The sequence below is a fragment of the Labrys sp. Lb11 genome, from assembly GCF_057554225.1.
Map to the genome: position 1 here is coordinate 544,854 of NZ_BAAJOT010000001.1, position 26,089 is coordinate 570,942.

General features: G+C 68.6%; 21 protein-coding genes and 1 CRISPR repeat array. Of the genes, 11 read left to right on the forward strand and 10 right to left on the reverse strand.

Annotated elements, in window-relative coordinates:
• The first annotated feature begins 12 nt into the window (after window positions 1-12).
• From AC27L4_RS02570 to AC27L4_RS02585, 4 genes are all read left to right on the forward strand, one after another.
• A complete protein-coding gene (locus AC27L4_RS02570; RefSeq protein ID WP_487140383.1) occupies window positions 13-549 on the forward strand; it encodes an AAA family ATPase in 537 nt (178 codons plus the stop codon).
• A 141-nt stretch (window positions 550-690) separates the two neighbouring features.
• Window positions 691-1,341 (forward strand): LysE family translocator, encoded by a 651-nt coding sequence (locus tag AC27L4_RS02575; protein ID WP_487140384.1) that lies wholly within the window; start codon window positions 691-693, stop codon window positions 1,339-1,341.
• Window positions 1,342-1,360: 19 nt separating this feature from the next.
• Window positions 1,361-2,428 carry a serine hydrolase domain-containing protein gene (locus tag AC27L4_RS02580; RefSeq protein WP_487140385.1) on the forward strand — a complete coding sequence of 356 codons (1,068 nt, stop codon included), beginning with the start codon at window positions 1,361-1,363 and terminating at the stop codon, window positions 2,426-2,428.
• Window positions 2,429-2,643: 215 nt separating this feature from the next.
• On the forward strand, window positions 2,644-3,111 hold the full coding sequence (locus AC27L4_RS02585) for a DUF1203 domain-containing protein (RefSeq protein WP_487140386.1): 468 nt from the start codon (window positions 2,644-2,646) through the stop codon (window positions 3,109-3,111).
• 39 nt (window positions 3,112-3,150) lie between these two features.
• Here AC27L4_RS02585 and AC27L4_RS02590 read toward each other — a convergent pair whose 3' ends face one another.
• The 4 genes from AC27L4_RS02590 to AC27L4_RS02605 form a co-directional block, all read right to left on the reverse strand.
• On the reverse strand, window positions 3,151-3,732 hold the full coding sequence (locus tag AC27L4_RS02590; RefSeq protein WP_487140387.1) for a GNAT family N-acetyltransferase: 582 nt from the start codon (window positions 3,730-3,732) through the stop codon (window positions 3,151-3,153).
• Window positions 3,733-3,945: 213 nt separating this feature from the next.
• Complete coding sequence (locus tag AC27L4_RS02595) at window positions 3,946-4,716, reverse strand: DUF930 domain-containing protein (protein ID WP_487140388.1); 771 nt, start codon at window positions 4,714-4,716, stop codon at window positions 3,946-3,948.
• Window positions 4,717-4,824: 108 nt separating this feature from the next.
• A complete protein-coding gene (locus tag AC27L4_RS02600; RefSeq protein ID WP_487140389.1) occupies window positions 4,825-5,181 on the reverse strand; it encodes a VOC family protein in 357 nt (118 codons plus the stop codon).
• Window positions 5,182-5,260: 79 nt separating this feature from the next.
• Window positions 5,261-6,049, reverse strand: coding sequence for a DUF6597 domain-containing transcriptional factor (locus tag AC27L4_RS02605; RefSeq protein ID WP_487140390.1), 789 nt, complete (start codon window positions 6,047-6,049; stop codon window positions 5,261-5,263).
• Between the two features lie 256 nt (window positions 6,050-6,305).
• Here AC27L4_RS02605 and AC27L4_RS02610 point away from each other — a divergent pair, with 256 nt between their 5' ends.
• Window positions 6,306-7,784 (forward strand): EAL domain-containing protein, encoded by a 1,479-nt coding sequence (locus AC27L4_RS02610; RefSeq protein ID WP_487140391.1) that lies wholly within the window; start codon window positions 6,306-6,308, stop codon window positions 7,782-7,784.
• Window positions 7,785-7,826: 42 nt separating this feature from the next.
• On the opposite strand, the gene AC27L4_RS02615 is transcribed toward AC27L4_RS02610, so the two are convergent.
• Complete coding sequence (locus tag AC27L4_RS02615; RefSeq protein ID WP_487140392.1) at window positions 7,827-8,255, reverse strand: nucleoside deaminase; 429 nt, start codon at window positions 8,253-8,255, stop codon at window positions 7,827-7,829.
• A 50-nt stretch (window positions 8,256-8,305) separates the two neighbouring features.
• On the opposite strand from AC27L4_RS02615, the gene AC27L4_RS02620 reads away from it, so the two are divergent.
• From AC27L4_RS02620 to AC27L4_RS02635, 4 genes are all read left to right on the forward strand, one after another.
• A complete protein-coding gene (locus tag AC27L4_RS02620) occupies window positions 8,306-10,948 on the forward strand; it encodes a pseudouridine synthase (protein WP_487140393.1) in 2,643 nt (880 codons plus the stop codon).
• Between the two features lie 8 nt (window positions 10,949-10,956).
• Window positions 10,957-11,529 carry a 16S rRNA (guanine(966)-N(2))-methyltransferase RsmD gene (gene rsmD, locus AC27L4_RS02625; protein WP_487140394.1) on the forward strand — a complete coding sequence of 191 codons (573 nt, stop codon included), beginning with the start codon at window positions 10,957-10,959 and terminating at the stop codon, window positions 11,527-11,529.
• Between the two features lie 194 nt (window positions 11,530-11,723).
• Window positions 11,724-13,031: a M16 family metallopeptidase gene (locus AC27L4_RS02630; protein ID WP_487140395.1), complete on the forward strand. Its 1,308-nt coding sequence runs from the start codon at window positions 11,724-11,726 to the stop codon at window positions 13,029-13,031.
• A gap of 38 nt (window positions 13,032-13,069) precedes the next feature.
• Window positions 13,070-14,308 (forward strand): M16 family metallopeptidase, encoded by a 1,239-nt coding sequence (locus AC27L4_RS02635; protein ID WP_487140396.1) that lies wholly within the window; start codon window positions 13,070-13,072, stop codon window positions 14,306-14,308.
• A 152-nt stretch (window positions 14,309-14,460) separates the two neighbouring features.
• Window positions 14,461-17,927: a CRISPR direct-repeat array (repeat unit 36 nt; unit sequence GCTGCGGATTGCGGCCGCCGCTCGTTTTGCTACCCT).
• Between the two features lie 50 nt (window positions 17,928-17,977).
• Here the strand turns inward: AC27L4_RS02635 and cas2 are convergent.
• The 3 genes from cas2 to cas9 are packed head-to-tail and all read right to left on the reverse strand — an operon-like array spanning window position 17,978 to window position 22,423.
• On the reverse strand, window positions 17,978-18,283 hold the full coding sequence (gene cas2 / locus AC27L4_RS02640) for a CRISPR-associated endonuclease Cas2 (protein ID WP_487140397.1): 306 nt from the start codon (window positions 18,281-18,283) through the stop codon (window positions 17,978-17,980).
• Between the two features lie 47 nt (window positions 18,284-18,330).
• Window positions 18,331-19,284: a type II CRISPR-associated endonuclease Cas1 gene (gene cas1, locus AC27L4_RS02645; protein WP_487140398.1), complete on the reverse strand. Its 954-nt coding sequence runs from the start codon at window positions 19,282-19,284 to the stop codon at window positions 18,331-18,333.
• Complete coding sequence (gene cas9, locus AC27L4_RS02650) at window positions 19,277-22,423, reverse strand: type II CRISPR RNA-guided endonuclease Cas9 (RefSeq protein WP_487140399.1); 3,147 nt, start codon at window positions 22,421-22,423, stop codon at window positions 19,277-19,279. The genes cas1 and cas9 overlap by 8 nt, the downstream gene beginning before the upstream one ends.
• A 310-nt stretch (window positions 22,424-22,733) precedes the next feature.
• On the opposite strand from cas9, the gene AC27L4_RS02655 reads away from it, so the two are divergent.
• On the forward strand, window positions 22,734-23,597 hold the full coding sequence (locus AC27L4_RS02655; protein ID WP_487140400.1) for a TIGR01459 family HAD-type hydrolase: 864 nt from the start codon (window positions 22,734-22,736) through the stop codon (window positions 23,595-23,597).
• Window positions 23,598-23,601: 4 nt separating this feature from the next.
• Here AC27L4_RS02655 and AC27L4_RS02660 read toward each other — a convergent pair whose 3' ends face one another.
• Window positions 23,602-24,237, reverse strand: coding sequence for a protein phosphatase CheZ (locus tag AC27L4_RS02660; protein ID WP_487140401.1), 636 nt, complete (start codon window positions 24,235-24,237; stop codon window positions 23,602-23,604).
• Window positions 24,238-24,287: 50 nt separating this feature from the next.
• Window positions 24,288-24,671, reverse strand: coding sequence for a response regulator (locus AC27L4_RS02665; RefSeq protein ID WP_487140402.1), 384 nt, complete (start codon window positions 24,669-24,671; stop codon window positions 24,288-24,290).
• Window positions 24,672-24,984: 313 nt separating this feature from the next.
• Between AC27L4_RS02665 and AC27L4_RS02670 the strand changes: the two genes are divergently transcribed.
• Window positions 24,985-25,920 carry a bifunctional riboflavin kinase/FAD synthetase gene (locus AC27L4_RS02670; RefSeq protein ID WP_487140403.1) on the forward strand — a complete coding sequence of 312 codons (936 nt, stop codon included), beginning with the start codon at window positions 24,985-24,987 and terminating at the stop codon, window positions 25,918-25,920.
• Window positions 25,921-26,089 lie beyond the last annotated feature (169 nt).

Here is a 26,089-nt window from a genome sequence, read left to right on the forward strand (position 1 = left end):
GTATGGAGCCCCATGTCCAATCCGGCAGGCCATGTCCTCCTCCTCACCGGCACGCCGGGGTCCGGCAAGACCACCGCGGCGCGGGCCCTCGCCGGCGCGCCGGGCGCGCCGGCGGTGCATCTCCATGCCGACGATTTCTGGCGCGCCATCCGCAACGGCGCCGTTCCGCCCTACCTGCCCGAGGCCCAGCGGCAGAACGAGGTGGTCGTCGATGTGGTGGCACGAGCGGCGGAGGGCTATGCCGCCGGCGGTTTCTTCGTCGTCGTGGACGGCATCTTCGGACCGTGGTTCCTGCAGCCGTTCCGGCGGCTCGCCGTGCCGCTGCACTATGTCGTGCTGCGCCCGTCGCTCGACGAGGCGGTCGAGCGCTGCCGCCGGCGCGGCGGGGACACGCTGACCGATCCGGGGCCGATCCGTGCCCTGCACAAGCAGCTCTCCTCGCTCGGCGCGCTGGAACGGCACGTCCTCCCGATCGAGGGACTGATGCCGTCGGAGATCCTGGCCGTGGTCAGCCGGGCGGTCGCGGGCGGCGCGTTCCGCCTGGCGTAGCCGCGGGACGCGGGCGCCGGGCTGCCAGGCGCCGGGGCCGTTGCGGCCTGCCGGAATTGCCGCTAGCGTCGCAGGGCCGGACGATGGGCCAAACCCTGGAGGGGCTTCGCCGTCCCGATCGCCGGATCGAGGAACACGGTCATGGAAATCGTCACGCCCGGCGCCGCCAGTCTCGGCTTGTTCATCGGTGCCGCCATTGTCCTGCTGCTGACCCCGGGACCCGCCGTCCTCTACATCATCGCACGTTCGGTCGAGCAGGGCCGCCTCGCCGGCTTCGTGTCGGATCTGGGTATCCACACCGCCACGCTCGTGCATGTGCTGGCCGCGTCGCTCGGCCTCTCGGCGCTGCTCGCCTCCTCGGCGCTCGCCTTCAGCATCGTCAAATATGCCGGCGCCGCCTATCTCGTCTGGATCGGCCTCAAGAAGCTGCTCAGCCGGCCACAGAACGGCGAGGGCGGTTTCGACACGAGGCGCTACGGCTATGCCCGCCTGTTCCGTGACGGTTTCATCGTCAACCTGCTCAATCCGAAGACGGCCCTGTTCTTTCTCGCCTTCCTGCCGCAGTTCGTCGACGTCGGCCGCGGGCATGTGGCGATGCAGATCGTCGTGCTCGGCCTGATCTTCACGCTGCTCGGCTTCGTCAGCGACGGCTGCTATGCCCTTGCCGCCAGCGCCGCGGGCCAGTGGCTGAAGCGCAGCCGCGGCTATCTCAGCTTCGAGCGCTATGTCAGCGGCGTCATGTTCATCGGCCTCGGGTTGAGCGCCGCTTTCGCCGGAAGCCACCGGAAGTAGCGCGCTCGAGTCGTTGCGCATGCCCTTCTCCCAATCCGCGGCCTCCTGGTCCTCCGTCAGGCCCGAGGAGGCGGGATTTGCCGCCGGCCTCGCCGACAAGCTTGATGCCGGCCTGCGGTCCGGCCTGCTGCGCCATGTCCATGCCGTGCTGGTGGCCCGCGGCGACAGGCTGGTGCTGGAGCATTACGGCGAGGGCCCCGACGAGAGCTGGGGCCTGCCGCTCGGCCATGTGCGGTTCGGGCCGGCGGAGCGCCACGACCTGCGCTCGGTGACCAAGAGCGTGGTAGGCCTGCTCTACGGCATCGCCCTCGACCGCGGCCTGGTGCCGCCGCCCGAAGCGCCGCTGCTGGCACAGTTCCCCGAGCATGCCGGCCTGGCGGTGGAGGATCCGCGGCGGACGCGCATCACCATCGCCCACGCGCTGACCATGACGCTGGGCACCGAATGGGACGAGACGCGCCCCTACACCGATCCGGCCAACAGCGAGATCGCCATGGAGCATGCGCCGGACCGCTACCGCTTCGTGCTGGAGCAGCCGGTCGTCGCCGAAGCCGGCACACGCTGGACTTATTCGGGCGGAGCGGTGGCGCTGATCGGCGCGCTGATCGCCCGCGGCGCCGGCCGCAGCCTGCCGGATTTTGCGCGCGAGGCTCTGTTCGATCCCCTCGGCATTGCCGATGTCGAATGGGCCGCCGGGAGCGACGGCGTCGCCTCCGCCGCCTCGGGCCTGCGGCTGCGCCCGCGCGATCTCCTGCGGATCGGCGCCATGCTGGTCGGCGACGGGCAATGGCAGGGGCGGCGCATCGTTTCCCGCGGCTGGATCGAAGCCTCGTTCGCGCCGGCGGTCGCCACCGACGACGGGTTGCATTACGGCCGGCTGTGGTTCCTCGGCGAAGCTGCCGCGCCGGCCTTTCCCGGCCCGCGGCGCTGGGTCGCCGGCTTCGGCAATGGCGGCCAGCGTCTCTGGCTGATGCCGTCGGCGGGCCTCGCCGCCGCCGTGCTCTCCGGCAACTACAATTCACCCGAGGCCTGGGTGACGCCGACCCGCATCTGGCGGGAGATCGTGCTGGCCAATCTGACCGGCTGAGGCGGCCGCGCCGCGCGACAGGGCCAGCCACGGGGCCGTGATAGCGCGAGCGGGCGGCCTGCTCGAGCCGCCGGAGATCCTCGACCTCGTCCGGCCGGGACGGCCGCAGCATGACGTCTCGATCGCTCATCCTCTGCGAATGGGCAGCAAGAATCGGATCGTCTCGACCAGTCTGACCGGCAAGGATCGCCGGACATGACACGCAGGAGGCGACCATGGCATTTCGTATCACCGGCCTTTCCCCCGAACCGTTCCGCCATCTCTACGGTCTTGGCGAGGCAGACCTCGCCCGGCACGGCGTGAAGCGTTGCGTCGTCGACGCGAAGCCGGGCTTCCCCGACCGCATCGGCATGCGCGAGGGCGAGCCCGGCGAGATCATGCTGCTGCTCAACCATGTCTGCCAGCCGGCGGATACGCCCTACAGGGCCAGCCATGCCATCTTCGTGCGCGAGGGGGCGGAGGAAACCTATGACCGCGTCGACGAGGTGCCCGAGGTCATGCGCGGTCGGCTCCTGTCGCTGCGTGCCTATGACGAGAGCGGCATGATGCTGGACGCCGACGTCGTCGATGGCCGCGAGGTCGAGGCCGTCATCGCGCGCTTCTTCGCCGATCCGTCGATCGCCTATCTCCACGCCCACAACGCCAAGCGCGGCTGCTATGCCGGCCGGATCGATCGTGCCTGAGCTTCGACACTGGCGGGACCTGCCGCGGCATGGCGCGCATCAACTCCTGCCGGCGGGCGCCGGCGACGCCGGGATGCGGTAGAGCACCGCCCGGAATTTGGGATCATCCCGCCGGGCGACGACCGTGCCGCCCAGTGCCTCCGCCAGACGGCGGCTTGGCATGTTGGCTTCGGCGACGGGATAGACGAAGGAGGCGAAGCCGAAGCGGCCGGCTGCCCAGGCGGCGATCCCGGACACCGCCTCCCGCCCATAGCCGTGCCCATGAGCGGCCAGCCGGATCCAGATGCCGAGCTCCGGTTCCGCCGTGGCGATGCCGTGCAGCCCGGCGAGGCCGAGGAACGCGCCGTCGCCGCGCCGGCGTATGGCGGCGTGCAGCTCGGTGCCGGCGGCGATGTCCGGCAGCCACCGCGTCCAGACGGCGGCGAAAGCTTCCGGTGACGGCGGTGACTCCCAGCTCATGAAGCGCGTCAGGCCTGGCGTGATCGCGGCGAAGGTCTCGGCGGCATCGGCCGGCGAGAAGGCTCGGATGACGACCCGGTCGGTCGCGAGCTCGAGGCTCCGCAGATCGTTGGTCGCGGCCGGGCTGCCGCTACAGCCATGAGGATGATCGGGCGTCGCCATCACGTCTCCTCGGCGATTGTGCGCCGTCATCATAGCCTTTGCGGCCGGACGACGTCGTCCGGCGCGATGTCGTCGGCCTGCCGCTCCCGGCCGCAGCCGGACCCGCGCGGCCCGCCGACGCAGGTCGCGGGGAGATCGGGAGCCGGGTTGCGCGCAACAGCCGATATTGCGCCGCCGATCATCGCTCGCCGCCTCTGCGGGGCGGGAGCGTCGTCAATCCACCGGCGGCAGGTCGTACGCGGCCCACAGGGTCCTGGGAACGGGATCGCCGACCAGGAAGGCGAACGCCGAGATCGCCCGGCCGTCGTCCGCGACCTCGCAGCGAAACTTCAGATTGTACCATTGCCGCCGGCTGCGAAAAGCAGCGCCATCGGCGAGCAGCATATTGCCGGCGAGCTTCGTGCCCGCCATCGCATAGGCGATCAGCCGGTCCGGCTGGAACCTGCCGTCCCAGGCATGGATCTGTTCCATCGCCTCGATGCCGCACAGCTGCTCCAGCCGCTCGTCGGGCGCAAGGGTCGGCAGGGCCTCGAGCGCCTGCCGGTTCAGCCGCTTGGCGAGCGTGGTCTTGGCCATCAGCCGCGTTGCCTGGATCAGGGCAGGCGGCTCGGGACCGGCCTCCGGGGCAGGACGGGCAGCGGCGGCCGGAGGCCCGGCAGGCACGCGGCCCGGTATCGGTGGCGCCGCCTCCCGCGCCGGCGTGATCGGCGCAGCCGGCCGCGCCGCGACGATCTCGACCTCGATGCTGCGCTCGCGCAACGGCGGCAGCGCCGGCGGGGCAGGGGCCGACGCCAGGACGACGACGATCGCGCCGTGAAGCACCAGCGCGGCGGCCAGGCCGACGGGCGCCTGCCGATCCGGCGCAGTGCCGGCGCGGGCTCGCCCCGGCCCCGGCAGGGGAAGGTCCTCCGTGAACGTCAGCCGCGCACCTCCCAGGCAGACCGATCGACGGCGCTCGGCCGACTGCGAGGGTCTGCATGTCAAAGCGGCGCTTTGATGGAACGGCTCGGCCCTGAGCGGCTTCTCGTGGCTCCCGCCGCAAAATCAACGCTGCTCGAACTCGCAAGTGCAAGCAGGTTCGAGAGAACCTGCTCAGGGCGAATCGGCGGACCACACGGCGAGCTCGTAGCCGTCCGGGTCCTCGAAATGGAAGCGGCGCCCGCCGGGGAAGGCGAAGACCGGCCTGACGATCTTCGCGCCGGCCTCCTCCAGGCGCTTCTGGGTGGCGGCGAGGTCGTCGGCATAGAGGATGACCAGCGGGCCGCCGGGGCGGGCGGTCCCGGTGGTCAGGCCGCCGGTGAGGCGGCCGTCGCTGAACTCGCAATAAGTCGGGCCGTAATCGGTGAAGCTCCAGCCGAAGGCCTTGCCGTAAAACGTCCTGGACCGGCTGATATCGCTGACGGCGAATTCGATGTTGTCGATGCGGCGGTCATTGCCTTGCGTGCCCATGGCCTCGTCTCCCTGTGGTGAAAGGGCTCCAGCTTGCCGCGAACGCGCGTCGACGGTCTTGAACGAAACGGCCAGGTTCTCAGCCCGCGGCCTGGCGCAGCACGGTGCCGGCAGACAGGCCGCACAGGTCGCGGACGTCGCGGCTGAGGTGCGGCTGGTCGGCATAACCCGCCTGGATCGCCAGGCCGGCCAGTCCCTCGCCGGCTCCGCTGCGCGCCAGGGCCAGGAAGCGCTGGAAGCGCAGGATTCGGTCGAGGGTCTTCGGACCGTAGCCGAAATAGTCCCGGCTGTGCCGCCGGAGCGTCCGTTCGCTGATGTCGAGCCGGTCGAGGAGCCGGGCGATCTTGGGCCCGGCGGCGCCGGCATCGCGCTTGATCGCGGCGAAGATCGCAGCGGCGGCGCGATCGGGCCGGTCGGTCGCGCCGAGCCTGTCCGCCAGCAGGGCCTGCAGTGTCCGGGCCTGTCTTTCCATCGGCGAAGCCTCGGCGAGGCTCTCCGCCATGTCGCGGGCGCATCGGCCCCAGAGATCGGCGAGATCGATCTGGCGGCCGACCAGCTCCGACATCGGCAGCCCGAGCCAATGCCGAGCCGCTCCGGGCTGGAAGCGCAGGCCGAGAACCGTCGTGCCGGGCCGCAAGGTCGGTGTGGCGGCCGTAATGTCCGGTCCGGCCACGACGAGCCGGCCGTCACGCCAGATCAGGTCGGCATGGCCGTCGGGGACGATGGCGACCGGCCCGACATGGTCCTCCGGCACCGTCTTGAACCACAGGCACTGGAACGCATCGCGCAGTTGCGGCACCGGCGCGGCTTCGCCGTAGTGGCCGACGCTGCCGGCGAGAACTGGGCGTTGTGCTGCCTGCCGAACCACGTCGTCCTCCGCTGCCCTGCGATGATTGGCCCCGGCCGCTGCCCTCGGTCAAGCCCGGCGCGGGGCAGGGCGGCCGCGTGCGAATCAGCCGGGTGCACGGCATGATTCGATCCGGGGCGGGCTCCTCCGGGCCCGCCTATCCTAGCTTGTCCGGGCAGCATCGATCTTGCGTCGAAAATGCAGGATCGACCGTGGCGAAAGCCATGAGGGTATGCCCGGGAGAATCCATCGCCGCCGAGCGCGGCCGGGAGCACCGATGTCGAGGCTGGCCCATCATTGTCTCACCCTGTGCGTGGCGGCCCTGGCCGCCGGCATTGCGGCCGGGCTCGCCGCCAGCGGGCAGACCCAGCCCCTGCCGGCGGTGGTGCTCGGCGTATGCCTGTTCGCCCTGGCGCTGCTGATGCGGGAGGCCATCGTCGCCCGCGAGCGACGGCTCGTGCTGGAGGAGATGGCGAACACCGACCATGCCACCTTCGCGGTGACCCGCCACCGGCTGGAGCAGGTCGAAATCCGCCTCAAGGCCCTGGAGATGGCAGCCTCCCGCAGCGATGGCGACCAGGCCGCGGTCGAGATCGCCACCCTCGGCACTCTGGTCAAGGATCTGGCCGAGGGTCTGGCGGCGCAGGAGGGGCGGCTTGCCACCTTGGCCGGGCTGGCGGCGCCGATCGCGCCTCCTCGACCCGCCCAGCCGGCATCGAGCCCGCCCGCTCCCCTTCCCGAGCCGGTCCCGGAACCGGAACCGGAGCCGATGGCGCCGCTCGTTCCGGCCGCCCCGGCCGTCGACCGCGACGTGGTCGAGGCGATCGAGGCCGGACGGGTCGAGTTCCATCTGCAGCCGGTGGTGACGTTGCCGCAGCGCAAGCCCCGGCTCTACGAGGTCCTGCCCCACGTCCGGCTCGGGGACGGACGGCTGCTGGCCGCGCCCGAGTTCATGCCGACCATCGCGGCGCTGGACCAGACCGGCGTCTTCGACCGCCACCAATTGCTGCGCACCCGGCAGATCCTGCGCCGTCTCGCCAGCCGCAGCCGCGATCTGGCGCTGGTGGTGAACCTGTCGCCGCGCTCGCTTTCCGATCGGCTGTTCCTCGACGAGGCGCTGGAGCTTGCCCGCACGGTGCCGGACCTGGTGCCCCAGCTCGTCTTCGAACTGCAGCAGGCCGGCATGCGCACGCTCGACGACGGCCAACTGGCCCGGCTGCGCGCCCTGGTGGCGGCGGGCTATCGCCTGTCCATGGATGCCGTGGCCGATCTGCGCCTCGATCCGCTGGCGCTGGCCGCGCAGGGCTTCCGGCTGGTCAAGGTGCCGGCGGCGGTGCTGCTGGGCCAACCGCCCGCCGGCCTGCCGATCCGCATCGAGGATCTGGCCGGGTTGCTGGCGCGCCACGGCCTCGACCTGGTCGCCGACGGCATCGAGGCCGAAGCCACGGTGCTCGATCTCCTCGACGTCGAGCTGCGGTTCGGCCAGGGCGACCTGTTCGCGCCGCCGCGGCCGGTCCGCACCGACGTGGCCGAGGAGCCGGCGCCGCCGGCTCCTCGGCCGCCGCCCGCCGCGCCGCCATCCGTTGCTTCGTCGCCGGCCGCCCCGCCGCGCACGCTCGGGGAGGCCGCGCTCCACGAGGCCATCGATCGCCTGCGTGCTCGGGCGCCGGCCGCATCCGAGACGGCGCCGGCGACCGATCGCCCCCCCTCGGCCTGGCGCACTCTGGCGCGCCGGGTGCCGTCGCAGCGTGGCTGACCCGGGCCGGGCGGGCCGGCGGCGCCGGTTGCCCGCCATGCCTCAACGCCGGTCTCGGAAGAAGCGCTTGAGCAATTCGGCGGATTCGATCTCGCACAGGCCCGAATAGACGTCCGGCCGGTGGTGGCAGGTCGGCGAGGCATAAAGCCTCACCCCATGCTCCACCGCGCCGCCCTTTTCGTCGGCCGCGCCGAAATAGAGGCGGCGGATGCGGGCGAAGGAGATCGCCGCCGCGCACATCGGGCAGGGCTCCAGCGTCACATAGAGGTCGACGCCGGGCAGCCTTTCCGAGGAAAGCCGCTCGCAGGCTGCCCGGATTGCCAGGATCTCGGCATGCGCCGTCGGATCCCGCAGCTCGAGCGTGCGGTTTCCGGCGCTTGCCAGCACCACGCCGTCCTTGACGGCGACCGCGCCGACAGGTACCTCCCCGCGACCTGCGGCCGCGTGCGCTTCTTCGATCGCCAGTTCCATCATCGATCGCCTCTCTCGCACCGCGTTGACCGTTCTGTTAAGAGCATCCTATGCCCAGTGATAAACGATCCGGCGGCGATGGCCGCAAGCCTCCGCGCGGGCCGCGCAAGCCGTCCGGCTCCGAACCGGCGTCCGGCGGCTTCCGCAAGGTCCGTGCCGACGGCGATGCGCCGCCGCGCCGGCCCCGGGCCGCGTTCGGCGAGGAACGCGCGGCCCGGCCCCGACCGTCGTTCCGTGGCGGCGACGAGGGCGCCGAGCGTCCGTTCAAGCCGCGTGCTCCTTTCCGCGAGCGCGCGGCCGAAGACGGAGCGCCCCGCCGGTCGTTCCGCGATCGCGATGCCGGCGGCGGCGAACGTCCCTCCAAGCCGCGCCCGTCCTTCCGCGACCGCGACGAGGGAGGCGGACGTCCCTTCAAGCCGCGCCCGTCCTTCAGGGACCGCGACGAGGGAGGCGAACGTCCCTCCAAGCCGCGCCCGTCCTTCCGCGACCGCGACGAGGGAGGCGAACGTCCCTTCAAGCCGCGCCCGTCCTTCCGCGACCGCGACGAGGGGGGCGAACGTCCCTTCAAGCCGCGCCCGTCCTTCCGGGACCGCGACGAGGGGGGCGAACGCCCCTTCAAGCCGCGCCCGTCCTTCCGCGACCGCGACGAGGGGGGCGAACGTCCCTTCAAGCCGCGCCCGTCCTTCCGCGATCGCGACGAGGGCGGGGATCGCCCGCGGCCGTTCCGCGCCCGGCCGGCCGATCGGGACGGCGACCGCCGCCCCCGGGTGGAGCGCATCGAACGGGATGGCGAGGGCCCGCGTCGTCCCTTCCGCTCCTTCCATCGCGAGGACGGGACCGGCGAGCGCTCCTTCGACGAGCACCGCGACCCCCGCGGTCGCGTCCGCGATGCCGGCGGCAGCCGCAGCCATGAGAGCGGCCGCCCGTTCCGCAGCCGCTTCGAGGTCGGCGACGACGACCTTCCGCCGCGCCGCGCCTTCGAGCCGCGCTTCGAGGAGCGCCGTGAACGCCGGCCGGAACGTCCCGGCCGCCGCGACGAGCGGCCGGCCGCAGGCAAGGCGCCGCGGCGCAAGCCGGCCGCCGAGGCCGCCGCTCCGGCCGAATCCGGCTTCGCCGGCGACCGCATCGCCAAGGTCGTGGCGCGCGCCGGTCTCGGTTCGCGCCGCGACGTCGAGGTCTGGATCGAGGAGGGCCGCGTCGCGGTCAACGGCGAGGTCCTGACCAGCGCTGCGCGCAACGTCACGGCCGACGATCGAGTCACCATCGACGGCAAGCCGCTGCCGCGGCGCGAGCGCACCCGCCTGTGGCTCTACCACAAGCCGCGCGGGCTGGTGACGACGGAGAAGGATCCGGAAGGACGTCCCACCGTGTTCGAGCACCTGCCCGCCGGCCTGCCGCGGGTGATGTCGGTCGGCCGGCTCGACATCAACACCGAGGGCCTGCTGCTCCTGACCAATGATGGCGGCCTTGCCCGTCTGCTGGAGCTGCCCAAGACCGGCTGGATGCGCCGCTACCGCGTGCGCGCCCATGGCGAGACCGACCAGTCCGTGCTCGACGGCCTGTTCGCCGGCGTGACGGTCGACGGCGTCGAGTATGGCCCGGTGGAGGCTCGGCTCGACAAGGAGCAGGGCAGCAATTCCTGGCTGACGCTCGGCTTGCGCGAGGGCAAGAACCGCGAGGTCAGGAACGTCCTCGCCTCGATCGGCCTCGACGTGAACCGCCTGATCCGCGTCTCCTACGGTCCGTTCCAGCTCGGCGAGCTGGCGGAGGGCGCGGTCGAGGAGGTCGGGACGCGCGTCCTGCAGGACCAACTCGGCACCGAGCTGATCGCCGAGGCCGAGTGCGAGTTCGATGCGCCGGTGTTCGAGCGCCCGCTGGACGAGCAGGCCCCGGCGCCCGGCAAGAAGGAGAAGCGCCGCGGGCTGCGCCTCGAAGGCGGCGAGGGCGAGGCCGCGCGGGTGATGCGGGGCGGCCTGATCGAGGACCGCCGCGGCCGACGCGTGCTGGTGCAGCGTGTCTCCGACGAGGTGCAGGAGGCGCCGGCGCGCCGTCCGCGTTCCTCACGGAGCGACGCCGGCCGGCATGGACCGGCCGACGACGCGGGCGATGCCCGCCCGTTCAAGCCGCGTCCCTCGTTCCGGGACCGGGACGAGGGCGAGGAGCGTCCGCGCCGGTCCTTCCGCGATCGCGACGCGGGCGAGGCCCGTCCGTTCAAGCCGCGTCCCTCGGCCCGGGACCGGGACGAGGGCGAGGAGCGTCCGCGCCGGTCCTTCCGCGATCGCGACGCGGGCGATGCCCGTCCGTTCAAGCCGCGTCCCGCGGCCCGGGACCGGGACGAGGGCGAGGAGCGTCCGCGCCGGTCCTTCCGCGATCGCGACGCGGGCGATGCCCGTCCGTTCAAGCCGCGTCCCGCGGCCCGGGACGAGGGTGAAGAGCGTCCGCGCCGGACCTTCCGCGACCGTGACGCGGGCGACGCCCGTCCGTTCAAGCCGCGCCCCTCGTTCCGGGACCGGGATGAGGGCGGCGAGCGTCCGTCCCGGCCGCGGCGGTTCGAGGATCGCGACGCGGGCGAGCGGCCCTTCAAGCCCCGCGCTTCCTTCCGTGACCGCGACGGCGGGGGACCCGGCAAGCCGGGCGGCGGCAAGGGGCCGCCGAAAGGCCGCCCGACCGGGCGCCGGCCGCGGGACGTCTGATCGCAGCCATGCGCATCGTCGCCGGCCAGTTCCGCGGCAAGCAGCTCGCGACCCCGAGGTCGGACGCCATCCGCCCGACCTCGGATCGCCTGCGCGAGACGCTGTTCAACGTTCTCGCCCATGCCTATGACGACCCCGTGCGCGAGGCGCGGGTCATCGATCTCTTCGCCGGCACCGGTGCGCTTGGCCTCGAGGCGCTGTCGCGCGGCGCCCGCTTCGCCATCTTCGTCGACGACGGGGCCGAGGCGCGCGGCCTGATCCGTGCCAATATCGACGCGATGGGGCTCGGCGGCCGCACCCGGCTGTTCCGGCGCGATGCTGCCCGGCTCGGCGCCATCGGGCCGATCGAGCCGTTCTCGCTCGCCTTCCTCGATCCGCCCTATCGCCGCGACCTCGCGCCCAAGGCCTTGGCCAGCCTCGCCGGCGGCGGCTGGCTGGCTCCCGGGGCCCTGTGCATCGTCGAGGAGGCCGCCGAGGCCGAGATCGCCGCCCCCGGTTTCGATCTGGCCGAGGCCCGCGACTATGGCGAGACCCGGCTGACCATTTTGCGCTATGGCGGGGCGGCCCGGCCGGCGGATTGAGCCGGCCGCGTCTCACGGATGCCCGATCGAGGCGTCCCGCCGCGTGACCGCGCGGGAATTCCGGACCGGATCGGGGTGCGACGGGCGCGTTACTGTCATCCCTCTGTTGCAAGCATCCCACTTCGACCATATTTGGAGGAACACGCCGCCTCCTCTCCGTCGGCAAGCATCCCGCCCCATTCCGGATCCCGCCCATGCTGCCTTCCCTCATCCCCGGCCTTGACGCGGCGTCCACCGCGATCGGTGCGGAAATCTCGCACTTCACCCTGGCCAACGGCCTGGAGGTCGTCGTCATTCCGGATCGGCGCGCGCCGGTGGTCACTCATATGGTCTGGTACCGGGTCGGCGGCGCCGACGAGCCGAAGGGCAAGTCCGGCATCGCCCATTTCCTCGAGCACCTGATGTTCAAGGGCACGGAGAAGCAGCCCGGCGGCTTCTCCAAGGAAGTGGCCAATCTCGGCGGGCAGGAGAATGCCTTCACCTCCTACGACTATACCGCCTATTTCCAGCGCGTCGCCCGCTCGCATCTCGGCACGATGATGGGCTTCGAGGCCGACCGCATGGCCGGGCTCGCCCTCACCGACGCGGTCGTCGATCCCGAGCGCCTCGTCGTGCTCGAGGAGCGCAAGATGCGCGTCGACAACGACCCGGATTCGCAGCTCGGCGAGGAGGTCGCCTCGACCCTGTTCACCCATCATCCCTACGGCACGCCGATCATCGGCTGGGAGGACGAGATCAAGGGCCTGTCGCGGCAGGATGCGATCGACTTCCACAACCGCTTCTACACGCCCAACAACGCCATCCTGGTCGTTGCCGGCGACGTTACCGCCGAGGAGGTGCGCAAGCTGGCCGACAGCACCTACGGCAGGCTGGAGCGCCGGGCCGAGCCGCCGCCGCGCCGCCGTCCGCAGGAGCCGCTGCAGCGGGCCGACCGCCGCGTCAGCCTGGCCGATCCGCGTGTGCAGCAGCCGATGCTGCAGCGCCACTGGCGGGTGCCGTCCTACCATACCGCGGAGGGCGACGAGGCGCATGCGCTCGACCTGCTGTCGCAGATCCTCGGCGGCGGCCTGGTGTCGCGCCTGTTCCGCTCGCTGGTGGCGGAGCGCAAGCTCACCGCCGTCGCCGCCACCTGGTACGGCGGCACGGCCGTGGACGAAGCCCGCCTGGCGCTCTGGGCCGCGCCGTTGCCCGGCGTGACGTTCGAGGCGGTCGAGGCGGCCGTCGACGAGGTCATCGCCGAGGTCGCCGAGAAGGGCGTCGAGGTGGCCGAGCTCGACCGCGCCAAGACGAGGCTCGTCGCCGAGGCGATCTACGCCCAGGACAGCCAGTCCTCGCTGGCCCGCTATTTCGGCTCGACGCTGGCAGCCGGCGGCACGGTGGAGGATCTGAAGGCCTGGCCCGCCCGCATCGCCGCCGTCACGCCCGAGGCGGTTCAGGCCGTCGCCCGCAAATATCTGGTGGAGAACCGTTCCGTCACCGGCCTGCTCCAAGGCGCCGACTGACGAAGCCCACCGGACCGTCAACCTTACCCGGACACATCATGGTCGAGCGCGTCTTCTCTCCCAACGGCATCGAGGCTTGGCTGGTCGAGGACTACGCCGTCCCGATCGTCGCGGTCGATTTCGCCTTCCGCGGCGGTGCGGCCCAGGATCCCGCGGCGCGCAGCGGCCTCGGCCAGATGACGGCGACGTTGCTCGACGAGGGCGCCGGCCCGCTCGACGACAAGGCCTTCCAGCTCAAGGTCGAGGAAACCGCGGTCGAATTGTCGTTCCATGCCGGGCGGGACCACATGTCCGGCTCGCTGCGCACCCTGGCCGGGCGCAAGAACGAGGCCTTCGGGCTGCTGCGCCTGGCCGTCACGGCGCCGCGCTTCGACGCCGAGCCGGTGGAGCGTGTCCGCCAGGCCATGCTGGTCGGCCTGCGCCGCGAGATCAGCGACCCCGGCACCATCGCCAGCAAGGCGACCACGGCCGCGCTCTATCCCGATCATCCCTATGGCCGATGGCCGCACGGCACCGTGGAGAGCATCGAAGCCGCCGGCCGCGACGAGATCGCGGCGCAGCATCGCAACCTGTTCGCCAGGGACAACCTGGTCGTCTCCGTCGTCGGCGCCATCACCGCCGCCGACGTGGCCGCCATGCTCGATACCGTGTTCGGCGACCTGCCGGCGAAGGCGCAGCTGAGCCCGGTGGCCGAGGTCGCGCCCGATACCTCGCTCCCCCGGCAGGTGATCGACCTCGACGTGCCGCAGACCGTGCTGCAGTTCGCCACCCCGGGGGTCAAGCGCTCCGACCCCGACTACATGGCCGCCTACATCGCCAACCATATCTTCGGCGGCGGCTCGTTCTCCTCGCGCCTGTTCCAGAAGGTGCGCGAGGAGAAGGGCCTGGCCTATTCGGTATCCACCCAGCTCGCCTGCTACCAGCGCTCGGCCTATGTCGGCGGGGGCGTGGCCACCAGCAACGACCGCGCCGGCGAGAGCCTGGCCATCATCGAGGCTGAGATGGCCGTGATGGCGGCCGACGGGCCGACCGAGACCGAGCTGGAGAACGCCAAGAAATACATCACCGGCTCCTACGCCCTGCGCTTCGACACCTCGACCAAGATCGCCAACCAGCTCACCCATATCCAGCTGGAAGGCCTCGGCCCCGACTATATCGAGCGCCGCAACGCCCTGGTCGAGGCGGTGACGCTCGACGACGTCAAGCGCGTCGGCCAGCGCCTGTTCGGGGCCGGCAAGCCCTTCGTCACGGCTGTCGGCCGGCCCGAGGGGCTGTAGGAGCACTGCCTTCAAAAGTCTGGGAGCTGACTGGTCATCAGCGCCAGTTGTAGTCAGACGAGGCGGCCGGAATGCCAGTATCGCACGTCCATTGGGGCCAGAGTGCCGATCGGCGTGTTCACCGGACGGGGAGGGCGTTGGCATTAGGAAGGGCTGCGGATTGCGGCCGCCGCTCGTTTTGCTACCCTGTGCGAGGCAGGAGACATCGCCATCTTTGGGCTGCGGATTGCGGCCGCCGCTCGTTTTGCTACCCTTTCCGGCCGGGGAACGCGTCGTCGTCTGGGGCTGCGGATTGCGGCCGCCGCTCGTTTTGCTACCCTATACGCGGAAGAATGGGGTGAGCGCGATGCGCTGCGGATTGCGGCCGCCGCTCGTTTTGCTACCCTGCGTATAAGTGTCCGGCCGCCAGTAGAGCTGCTGCGGATTGTGGCCGCCGCTCGTTTTGCTACCCTCCGGCCGGATGCGCGGGCCTCGCTGCCAGGGCTGCGGATTGCGGCCGCCGCTCGTTTTGCTACCCTGTTGGCGGCGCGCGCCTCGCCGCGCTTGAAGCTGCGGATTGCGGCCGCCGCTCGTTTTGCTACCCTTGAGGCCGGCCGCAAGCTCCAGCACGAGGCGCTGCGGATTGCGGCCGCCGCTCGTTTTGCTACCCTGTAACCGGGCCTTGCCCTGATAAATCGTCGGCTGCGGATTGCGGCCGCCGCTCGTTTTGCTACCCTCCGCATGCTCGTCGGTCGGAGACGCCACCGGCTGCGGATTGCGGCCGCCGCTCGTTTTGCTACCCTGGGCGGCGATCGGTGAAGTCGTCAGCAACTGCTGCGGATTGCGGCCGCCGCTCGTTTTGCTACCCTGGGTCATGGCGACCGCCGGCACCTGGTCGGGCTGCGGATTGCGGCCGCCGCTCGTTTTGCTACCCTGGCCTTCCAGTTCATCCGGTCCACCCTTCAGCTGCGGATTGCGGCCGCCGCTCGTTTTGCTACCCTCGATGCGCATAGTTTCCCAGCATCGCCAGTGCTGCGGATTGCGGCCGCCGCTCGTTTTGCTACCCTACGCCCGCAGGTCGGAAATGGTGAACTTGTGCTGCGGATTGCGGCCGCCGCTCGTTTTGCTACCCTCTGGCGATGGCGAGGCCCTTCGCCAGCGACGCTGCGGATTGCGGCCGCCGCTCGTTTTGCTACCCTGACGAGAGCGGGGTCGACCTTGACCATGCTGCTGCGGATTGCGGCCGCCGCTCGTTTTGCTACCCTACTACGTGATGGGACATCTGCGGGCTCACGGCTGCGGATTGCGGCCGCCGCTCGTTTTGCTACCCTTGGCGTCGGCCAACGCCTTGCGCCACAGCAGCTGCGGATTGCGGCCGCCGCTCGTTTTGCTACCCTGCCGTGAATCCCGTCCTGCTGGTAGCATCCGCTGCGGATTGCGGCCGCCGCTCGTTTTGCTACCCTGAACGCGGCGGGGGCAGAGGCAACCACGAAGCTGCGGATTGCGGCCGCCGCTCGTTTTGCTACCCTGTCGCCGTCTCCACACCGCCGCACGTTGTGGCTGCGGATTGCGGCCGCCGCTCGTTTTGCTACCCTTGAAGCAGCCGCATCGGTAGATCCTTTTTGGCTGCGGATTGCGGCCGCCGCTCGTTTTGCTACCCTGGCCGCTCATGCCAGCCGCTTCAAGATCGTGCTGCGGATTGCGGCCGCCGCTCGTTTTGCTACCCTGCGCGTCCGGCATCGGCACATCGATCACAGGCTGCGGATTGCGGCCGCCGCTCGTTTTGCTACCCTGGTTCACCCGAGAGACCATGCCGCCCCTGCGCTGCGGATTGCGGCCGCCGCTCGTTTTGCTACCCTGGGACGCGTGGATTGAAACGGTCGACGGCAGCTGCGGATTGCGGCCGCCGCTCGTTTTGCTACCCTCCGGCAAGCCGGTCTATAAGGCCGCGTCCGGCTGCGGATTGCGGCCGCCGCTCGTTTTGCTACCCTCCGTCGGCGCGCAGCTGCTCGAGCTCGACGCTGCGGATTGCGGCCGCCGCTCGTTTTGCTACCCTACGGAATGGATTTTTGCCGTCGTCTACCCGGCTGCGGATTGCGGCCGCCGCTCGTTTTGCTACCCTGAGAACCTCTGCACGCCCTTCAGGCCGACAGCTGCGGATTGCGGCCGCCGCTCGTTTTGCTACCCTTGGCGTCGGCCAACGCCTTGCGCCACAGCAGCTGCGGATTGCGGCCGCCGCTCGTTTTGCTACCCTGCCGTGAATCCCGTCCTGCTGGTAGCATCCGCTGCGGATTGCGGCCGCCGCTCGTTTTGCTACCCTTTCGGCCGCTCTCGAACTCGGCCATTTTCAGCTGCGGATTGCGGCCGCCGCTCGTTTTGCTACCCTGAACGCGGCGGGGGCAGAGGCAACCACGAAGCTGCGGATTGCGGCCGCCGCTCGTTTTGCTACCCTTGACAATCGAGTGGCTGTCTGACCGCGTGGGCTGCGGATTGCGGCCGCCGCTCGTTTTGCTACCCTCGCCGGGCGCGCCGCCGCCGACGTCCGCCAGCTGCGGATTGCGGCCGCCGCTCGTTTTGCTACCCTGGATCAGCAGAAGGCTGGCTTCGAGCAGGCGCTGCGGATTGCGGCCGCCGCTCGTTTTGCTACCCTTCGCCACCGAGGCGCCACCCAGTCCCCCAGGCTGCGGATTGCGGCCGCCGCTCGTTTTGCTACCCTGCGCCCCCCTTGCGCCGCACTCGCCAATGCGCTGCGGATTGCGGCCGCCGCTCGTTTTGCTACCCTTCTCTGTCTCGACGGTTTCTCCCGCCGATGGCTGCGGATTGCGGCCGCCGCTCGTTTTGCTACCCTCCAACGGCCATTCGGTTCAGCGCCTGGTCTGCTGCGGATTGCGGCCGCCGCTCGTTTTGCTACCCTCATCGCCGACGCGCTGGGCCTTACTGCTGGGCTGCGGATTGCGGCCGCCGCTCGTTTTGCTACCCTGGCGGCATGCATCGCGACGCTGAAGGCGACGCTGCGGATTGCGGCCGCCGCTCGTTTTGCTACCCTAAGGGGATGAATGCTCCGCGCCTTTCTCCTGCTGCGGATTGCGGCCGCCGCTCGTTTTGCTACCCTGAAGCGGGACCACGCCCCTCACGCCGTGCGGCTGCGGATTGCGGCCGCCGCTCGTTTTGCTACCCTACACCGGGCCCGTGGCTTGAAGGGCCATTCGCTGCGGATTGCGGCCGCCGCTCGTTTTGCTACCCTAGTTGCCGCGCCGGTAGCTCCTGCGCCGCCGCTGCGGATTGCGGCCGCCGCTCGTTTTGCTACCCTACCATCTCCTGGAGCGTGCTGGTACCGCTGGCTGCGGATTGCGGCCGCCGCTCGTTTTGCTACCCTGGCGGTATGAGCGGTCACAGCGCCCTCGCGGCTGCGGATTGCGGCCGCCGCTCGTTTTGCTACCCTTCACCATCAAGCTGTCCGGCACCTCGCTGGGCTGCGGATTGCGGCCGCCGCTCGTTTTGCTACCCTTATTCCGATAATTTGTTGAAATTACGTGGTGCTGCGGATTGCGGCCGCCGCTCGTTTTGCTACCCTCGGAACTGGCCAGCCTTGCCAACAAACCCTGCTGCGGATTGCGGCCGCCGCTCGTTTTGCTACCCTACGGTTCTCATAACTATCTGAACTGAAACCACTTTTCGTCTTCCCAACATTCAGAAAAACTCCAGTTGGGAGGGCGAAGGTGGGGTCGGCTGGCGTTTTCTGCCGGCGAAGACCCTGATTCGCCCAAATTGTCGATCAGTGATCATCAAGAACCGCACTTCGCCCTCAGACGGCACCCGCGCGCCCATCCGCGTCACATGAATCTCGGCATTTTCGACTGAGGCGCAGTGTCGCGCGTAGACCGAATATTGCATCATGGTAAAACCGTCTTCCAGCAGATCCTTACGGAATCGGGCGTAGTCTTTCCGCTTCTTCGGTGTTTCGGTCGGCAGATCGAACATGGCAATGACCCACATCGAGCGCCACCCCCAAGGCATCTGTGGTACGGGCCGGGCGTGAACCATCAACCATCCCCTTCATACTCGAGAAGGTCGGGATCGAGCGGCAAGCCTTCCGGGAAGGCCAGCGCGCGTTCGCCCCCAGTTAGGGCTCGGCAAAGCGACGCCGCGCTCAAGTCTATGGCAAGCAGCATCGGATTGCGCCGACCGCTGACGATCACGGTTTCATTGAATAAGGAGAGCAATGCGGCGCGCGATGATTTCTCGCTGACCGACGGCGCCACACCGCCATTTTCGCTGACAAGCACCTTTACGCGCCAGTCAACGAATGGCCGATAGACCTCGAGCAGGTCGTCCGCGAGGCAGAAGGGGTTGGAGCGGTGGCGGTGGAACACACCCAATGAGGGAATGAGGCCCGCTGCAACGACAGCGCGGGCGACGGCGGCGCGGATCACGGCGTAACCGTAGTTGAGCAGGGCGTTGATGCCTTCGGCGTTGCGGTCACGGCGGAAATCCTTGCCGAACAGCCGCGGCCAGTAACGTTGCGCCGCCTGCGCCTCCATATTGTCTGGATCGCCGGAGCGGACGCGCCGTGCCATCGGCGTAAGGCCGGAATGGTCTCCGGTGAAATGCCGGAGCACTTCGCCTTGCTGTGCGATCTTGGCGCTGACGATTGACTGCCAGACACGCTTCTTGACCGGCAATCCTGCCTCCACTTGGGCGCGGTGCCGCTCAGTCTGCACGTGATGTGCGTCAAGGGGCAGCATCATTCCGGCCGGGAGGTGATCCCGGCCGGCGAGCATCACTGTCGCGCCGGCTTCGAGCAACTCGAGGAATGCGGCCTGGGTATAGGTGGCGCGCACGTCATCAACGATCACGACCCCCAGATCTTCGATAGGGAGCGTAACCTTTGGAAGCTCGGGGCGCTCCACGACAAGTTGCCGGTACGCGACTGAAAGCCGCGTACCGGGGGTCGAGAACTCGACCGTCTTGCGAATGGCTCGGCTGCGCTCAGTCATTGGCAGACCGGACGCGGCCGATGGGATCGACTGAGAGCTTTTGAGGATTGAGCCTGACGAGAGGTGTCGGGCTTGGCCCCCAAAGGCCGCTTGCAGAGGTGTCGGCATCGTTCAGCGATTTGCAGAAGATCTGACCATTGGCGGCGATGGTCTTCACGGTCCAATAGCCCGCCCTGTCTCCCTCTGGGATCACGAATGTATCTCCCAGGCACAGAGACATCAGCAGGTGAGCACCGGAGCCTGAAATCTTCCTTGTGACCGGTTCCCAACGACTAATGCGCCTGACAGCTTCAAAGAGGCTGATCACCTCACTTTCGACCGTGCCGTCGATCCCACGATAAATGGCTATGTGATGATTGTTGCCCGTTGCAGCATGACCAGTCGTTACCGCCGCCACGGCGCGCCATTTCATTGGCAGCGTCAGCCGTACTTTGCGGATTTCGGGGCCCTGTTCACTTGCTTGTGGAAATGTGGCGAACGCTTTCTTCGGCTCTCCTCCACGTGCGGCAACCCAATCGCTGACGATCTGACGAATTTTCGGGTCACGAATATCGTTGATCTCGCCTTTGGACAGCTTGTCGAGATTTTTTGTAGTTACAAATTTCCGATAGGAGCCGTTGCTTGTTGTTACGTCTTCTCGGGTGTCGCCATAGACTGTTTCCTTATGTAGAGGCCCAGACACTTTTTTCCGCACGCGGTGCGACACGACGATGCCGGCTACAATTCGCTCTGCTTCCGCGCGTATCCCTGGCCAAGGCGGCGGCAGATGCGGCCGTTGCGCACGTGGATCGTCCTTCTGTTGCCAATAGCGGGATAGGCGATTCGTCATGCCCGGATCGGTACAGGCGACGGGAAGCGCGTCGACCGCGTGATGGCGATGATCGGATCGGGTCTTTTTACCGCTGTCCGACAGGATGTTGTTCAATCCCCACAGATCCCGCAATTGTGCCGTCACCCGGCCGGTGACCGCCTGCACTTTTACGGGCGCCTCCGGCCCGACATCGGGCCACAGGCGTTTGAGCTGAGCCATGATCTGTCGGGCGGCATAACCGGTGTCGTTGAGCTGGCGACTGGCAAAATCGTCCGGCATGGCTTCGGCGATGAAGCGCTTCACCTTGCCTAGCGACATTCCCGGCGCGCCCTTGCCCGCAATCATGCCTTTGAGCCGATTGGTGACCGCGGACCATTCGTCAGGCCAGCCCTGATAAAACTCAAATGGCGTCCGGTTGCCCTTTTTGATGTTCACGTCGCGGCGGCAGAGCGTCTTGTTGCGGAAGCTGTCATCAAGCGAGCGTGAAAGCGGCCAGATATGCTCAACTTGGTACTCGTTGTTGCGGAACAGCGTATCAAAGCTGATCTGGTCGCCGGTATAGGGGCAGCGTTCCTGTCCTTCCTTCCACAGCATCCATTTTTCAATGTCGTTGCGTGAAGGATCAGCGATCCCCTTGGACTGCAGATCGGAGGCAGCGTCCTTGCGGCGCTTCTCCTGCTTGCGCAGGCCGCTCAGCCTTTCCTCGCGCTCGCGCTTTGACAGGCCGACCTCCCGCGCCAGCTCGACGCGGATCAGATCGGGCTTGCCATATGCGCCGATCAGATTGTTGACCACCTTGCGCAATTCATTCTGCGTGCGGACGACGGTGGGGTTGCGGATCGCGGCGAGACGTTTCCGCTCTTCCGCATCAGCGGGGCTGGGCAGCCTGTCGAGAAATTCGCCGGTGGGATGTTCCCGGTGCGGGAAATTGGTCTGCCGCCAATCCTCCCATTCGGGCGAGGCGATCAACGCGCCAAAGCGCGTGCCTTCCTCCAGCTTGGGCAGAAAAAGCTCGATAGCCTCAATGGAATAAGGCTCCCAACCAGACGGAAGCTTGAGTTCGCTCAGCGCTTTCGCCTCGCTCAGCGTGGCGCCGAAATCGCGGAGGAAGTCCGCGGCGGCTTTCGTGCGCTCTGCGCTCCGTTCTGATTCGCGTCGGATCACCACACGCTGCGTGCCTATCTCGCCATAGTCCGCCTTCCACAGGCGCTGGTGGATGGCGTCTCGGATTTCCTGTTTGCGGGGATGATCGGCCCATTTGCTGCCGAAGATAGTAGCGAGCTGGGCCTCGACGTTATTGCCGATGAGCTTCGCCTCACCTCCGAGTTCGAGATTGAAGTGCAGCGCCTTCTCCTCGCCCGGTTCGCCGCGCCGTCTGTAGAGCGGCTTGAGCGCGGCGCGGACGCCAGCCCATGTCATCGACGCCTGCGTTTGCAGCTTGTCGAGGATCGCTACGCGCTCTTCATCGTCCAGCGGGCGCATATTGCCGCCGACCACGGCGAGATTGTTGAGCTTCTCCAGCATCCGACGCTGTTGCGAGAGCCACGAACCCTTGGGGCACAACTCGGCGCCTGGAATGAAGCGGCACTGCCCCAACGTACTCTTGCGCCAGAAGACCGGCTTCTGGGTAAAGATCGTGTCGCGCAGCCGATCCGCGAACGCGGGATCGCGCAAGATGGGATGATACTGAGCCTGCGCCTCCGTCAGACGGCTGAATTCGATGTCGACGTGTGAGCGTAGCGCGTGGACGCGGCGTGTCTGTTGCTTTGGGATATCGCCTCTGGCCGGTGCGCGGTCGGCAAGCATCTGTCCCAGGGTTTGGCCGCTGGCCCTCAGGGCCTGGATCGTCACGTCCCTTGCGGACTTCGCCGCTTTCTCATCAGCCGTTTCAGCCTCTTCGGGCGTGTCGCTTTCCTCGATCTCCCGGCCCTTGTAGTGGCGCAGCCGAGCCAGATGGTAGAGGGCTCGGCCAAGCTCGTGCGGTTCAAGCCTTTCGGCCAGACCCCGCTTGCGTAGCGAGAGCGGGGGAATCTTCATGGCGTTCGCCCACACAGAATTCTTATCTTTGCTGAAAGGTGGCAGCAGGCCGGCCTCGGCCAGAAGTTCGTTCAGCGTGCGCCGGCGCCGCTTTCGTCGCCGCAGCTGGCGACGGACGAGCCGCTTCTGGCGCCTGTTCTGGTTCAGCGGCGTACCGTCGGGGTCGCGGGCCTCCGGAAAGATTCTCGTGCCCATGCCGAGAATGCGCCCGATTGCGCCTGTAACGTCATGCTCGACCACCGCCCAACCGATCGAAGTTGTGCCGATGTCAAAGCCGAAAATGCGCTGCATCAATTCCTCCCTCTTGCGCTGATGTGCAGGATAGACTACGGAAGATTCCGTAGCAAAACGAGAGGCGGTCGCTTTTCGCAAGCAAATGACCTCTTCGCGCGGGCTCGGCATCCCAAAGGTCAATCGCCGCTTATGACCTCGCCAGAGATGGCGAGGTCATTCGGTGTTTGCTCAATCGAAACTCACGTTTCCTGGCTGGCAGCGGGACTAAATCTCTTCATCGCGCCGGCGTTCCGTTCGCCGCCGAAATACGGTAAGCCCGCGGCCGCCGGCCGGACGCCGGCACGCGAATCTTCCCTGCGAGCCAGCCATGTCCTCAACCCGCATCATCACCGGCCTGCGCGAGATCGCGGCTTCCTACGACGCCGCCTTCTGCGACATCTGGGGCGTGATCCACAATGGCCATGCCCTGTTTCCGGACGTGGCCGAGGCGCTGATCGGCTTCCGCGGCCAGGGCCGCGTGGTGGTGCTGGTGTCGAACGCGCCGCGTCCCTCCGAGAGCGTGGTGCCGCAGCTCGACAGGCTCGGCCTGCCGCGCCAGGCCTGGGACGCCATCGTCACCTCCGGCGACGTGACGCGCAGCCATGTGGCGGCGCAGGCCGGCAGGCCGCTGTTCCATCTCGGCCCGGAGCGCGACCGGCCGCTGTTCGACGGCTACGACATCCGTTTTGCGGGAGAGGCGGAGGCCGAGGTCATCGTCTGCACCGGCCTGTTCGACGACACGGTCGAGACGCCCGAGACCTATTTGCCGATGCTGCGCCGCTTCCTCGCCCGCAAGGTGCCGCTGATCTGCGCCAACCCCGACCTGGTGGTCGAGCGCGGCGGCAAGATCATCTATTGCGCCGGTGCGATCGCCGATGCCTACGAGGCGCTCGGCGGCCCGGTCGTCACCTGCGGCAAGCCGCACAAGCCGATCTACGACGCGGGGCGGGATGTGGTGGAGTCGCTGCTCAAGCGTCCCGTCGCGCTCGGCCGGGTGCTGGCGATCGGCGATTCCGTGCGCACCGATCTCGCCGGCGCCGCGGCGATCGGCTGCGGGGCGCTGTTCGTCACCGGCGGCATCCATGCGCTCGAAGCCGGGCACGGTCCCAGCCTGGACGAGGCGGCCCTGGCGAGCTTCCTCGCCGGCCAGGGGGTGACGCCCGATGCGGCGATGCCGCGGCTGGTCTGGTGAGACGCTACGGGAACAGCGCGTCGATCGCGTCCTGGGAGACGGTTTCGCGGGGCTGCGGGCCATGCAGCAGCAAGGCCTTGGCGCGTTCGTCGCGCAGGCGCTCGGCCTCGTCGGCATAGCCGGCCGCGTCCTTGGCGTTGACCGCGTGGGCGAAGCGGGTGACGCGCGCCTCGATCTGCTGCAGCGCGTCGACGACCTTGCGCACGCGCTGGCCGGTGATGTCCTGGAAGGAGCAGGCCTCGAACAGCAGGATCGCCTGCTCGTCGACGAAGGCCTTGTAGGCCGCCGGGTCCGAGGCGTCGGCGGCCATGATCGCCTCGGCGCAGCCCATGATGGCGTTGGTGGCCTCCGCGGTCGACTGCACGATCAGGTCGAGCTCGCGGCCGGCGGCGGGAATGCGCCGCGACTTGAGGTCGTTGGCCTGCAGCGCGCCGATCTCGGCCTTCATCGTCGTGATATAGGCGGCGATCTCGCGCAGCTCGCCGTAGATCGCCGTGTCCATGGTCCGGAAGAAGGCGTTGAAGCTTTCGGCCGTGATCTCCGCCAGCGTCACCACGTCGCTCAGGGAGACATCGGTGTCGCGCCGTTCGCGCAGATAGGCGAGCATGTTCTCGAAATGCGCATTGCCGGCTGCCGACATTCGATCCCTCCGTCCTTTTCGGGACTCGTTGCGCCGTGGCGGCGATCCGCTCAGGCCCCGAAGACCGCGTCGATCTTCGACTTCAGGGTCTGCGCGTTGAAGGGCTTGACGATGTAGTTGTTCACGCCCGCCTTCTTGGCGGCGATGACGTTTTCGGTCTTGGATTCGGCGGTGACCATGATGAAGGGGGTGGACCGCAACTGGTCGTCGGCCCGGACCTCCTTGAGCAGTTCGTAGCCGGTCATCGGCTCCATGTTCCAGTCGGAGATCACCAGCCCGTACCGGCGTTCCTTGAGCTTGCCGAGCGCGGCCGAACCGTCGGAGGCGTCGTCGATGTCCTCGAAGCCGAGCTGCTTGAGGAGATTCCGGATGATGCGAATCATCGTCTGGTAGTCGTCGACCACCAGGATCGGCATCGAAAGATCAACCGCCATAGTTCTGCCCCCGTGCAACACTTGCAAAAGTGTCGCCCGGCCTCCCTGTTGCGACAAGAGGTGTTCGTGCGCACCGGTTCGACAGGGTGTCACACCCCTCATTCGGCCGCGAAGCTACCCTTCCCCCTTGAAGATCGGGTTAACAGGCGGGATTTGGAGGCTGCCGGATACCGCCCCGATGCCGGGGAGGCGGGAGCGTCGGGGAGTGCATGCCCTCGATTGCCGGCCGCGCGCCGCCGCCGCGGGCCGTGCCTTGACGCCGCCGCATGGGGCGGTCACGGTGCGGCGCGCTTCTCGCAACCAGACGGCCGGCATGCCTTTCCAGACTTTCGACGATCCCGCCGCGCTCCCCGAGCATCTCACCGGCGCCGCCTTTGCCATAGGCAATTTCGATGGGGTCCATCGCGGTCACCTGGCGGTGATCGAGGCGGCCGAGGCGCTGGCCAAGGGGCGCCCGGCCGTGGCGCTGACGTTCGAGCCGCATCCACGCACGGTGTTCCGCCCGTCCGAGCCGCTGTTCCGCCTGACGCCGCCGCCGATGAAGCTCCTGCTGCTGCAGCGGGCCGGCCTGGCCGCGGCGGTGACGCTGCGCTTCGACCGCGCCTTCGCCGCGATCACCGCGGAGGCCTTCCTGGAGGAGCTCGTCGTCGGGCGGCTGAAGGCCCATTCGATCGCCGTCGGCTATGATTTCCATTTCGGCAAGGACCGGCGCGGCACGCCGGAATTCCTGGTGCATCACGGCCGCTCGCTCGGGCTCGACATCGCCGTCGTCGCGCCGCTGCTGGAGGGAGGGCAGGCGATCTCCTCCTCCGCTGTGCGGGTGCGGCTGGTCGAGGGGGATGTCGCCGGGGCCAACCGCCTGCTCGGACGCGAATGGTCGGTGCTCGGCGAGGTCCAGCACGGCGAGAAGCGCGGCCGCGCCCTGGGCTTTCCGACCGCCAACATGCAGCTTGCGCCCGAATGCGGCCTGCGCCACGGCATCTATGCGGTGCGCGCCGTCATCGATGGCGTGGTCCGCCCGGGCGTCGCCAGTTTCGGCCGCCGCCCGACCTTCGACAACGGCGCGCCGCTCCTGGAGACCTTCGTGTTCGATTTCCAGGGCGATCTCTACGGCCGCATGCTCGAGATCGCCTTCGTCGACTGGATCCGCGGCGAGCAGAAGTTCGCCTCCGTCGATGACCTTGTGGCGCGGATGAACGAGGATGCCCGCCTGGCACGCGAGATGGTGGCGCGGTCGCCTCGGCAGTGAGGCCTCGCGATCTCGTGTGCCATTGGCGCTTTATCACGGCCCTTCCGCCTGCTATGAGGCGCCCCATGACCTTTCTGCGGCGCATATCCCGAATTACCGTCCCGGCTTCCGCGCGCGGGCTCGCCTGAGCCCCGCGGAAGGCCCGGGTTTGCGCTGCCTTTTCCATCCG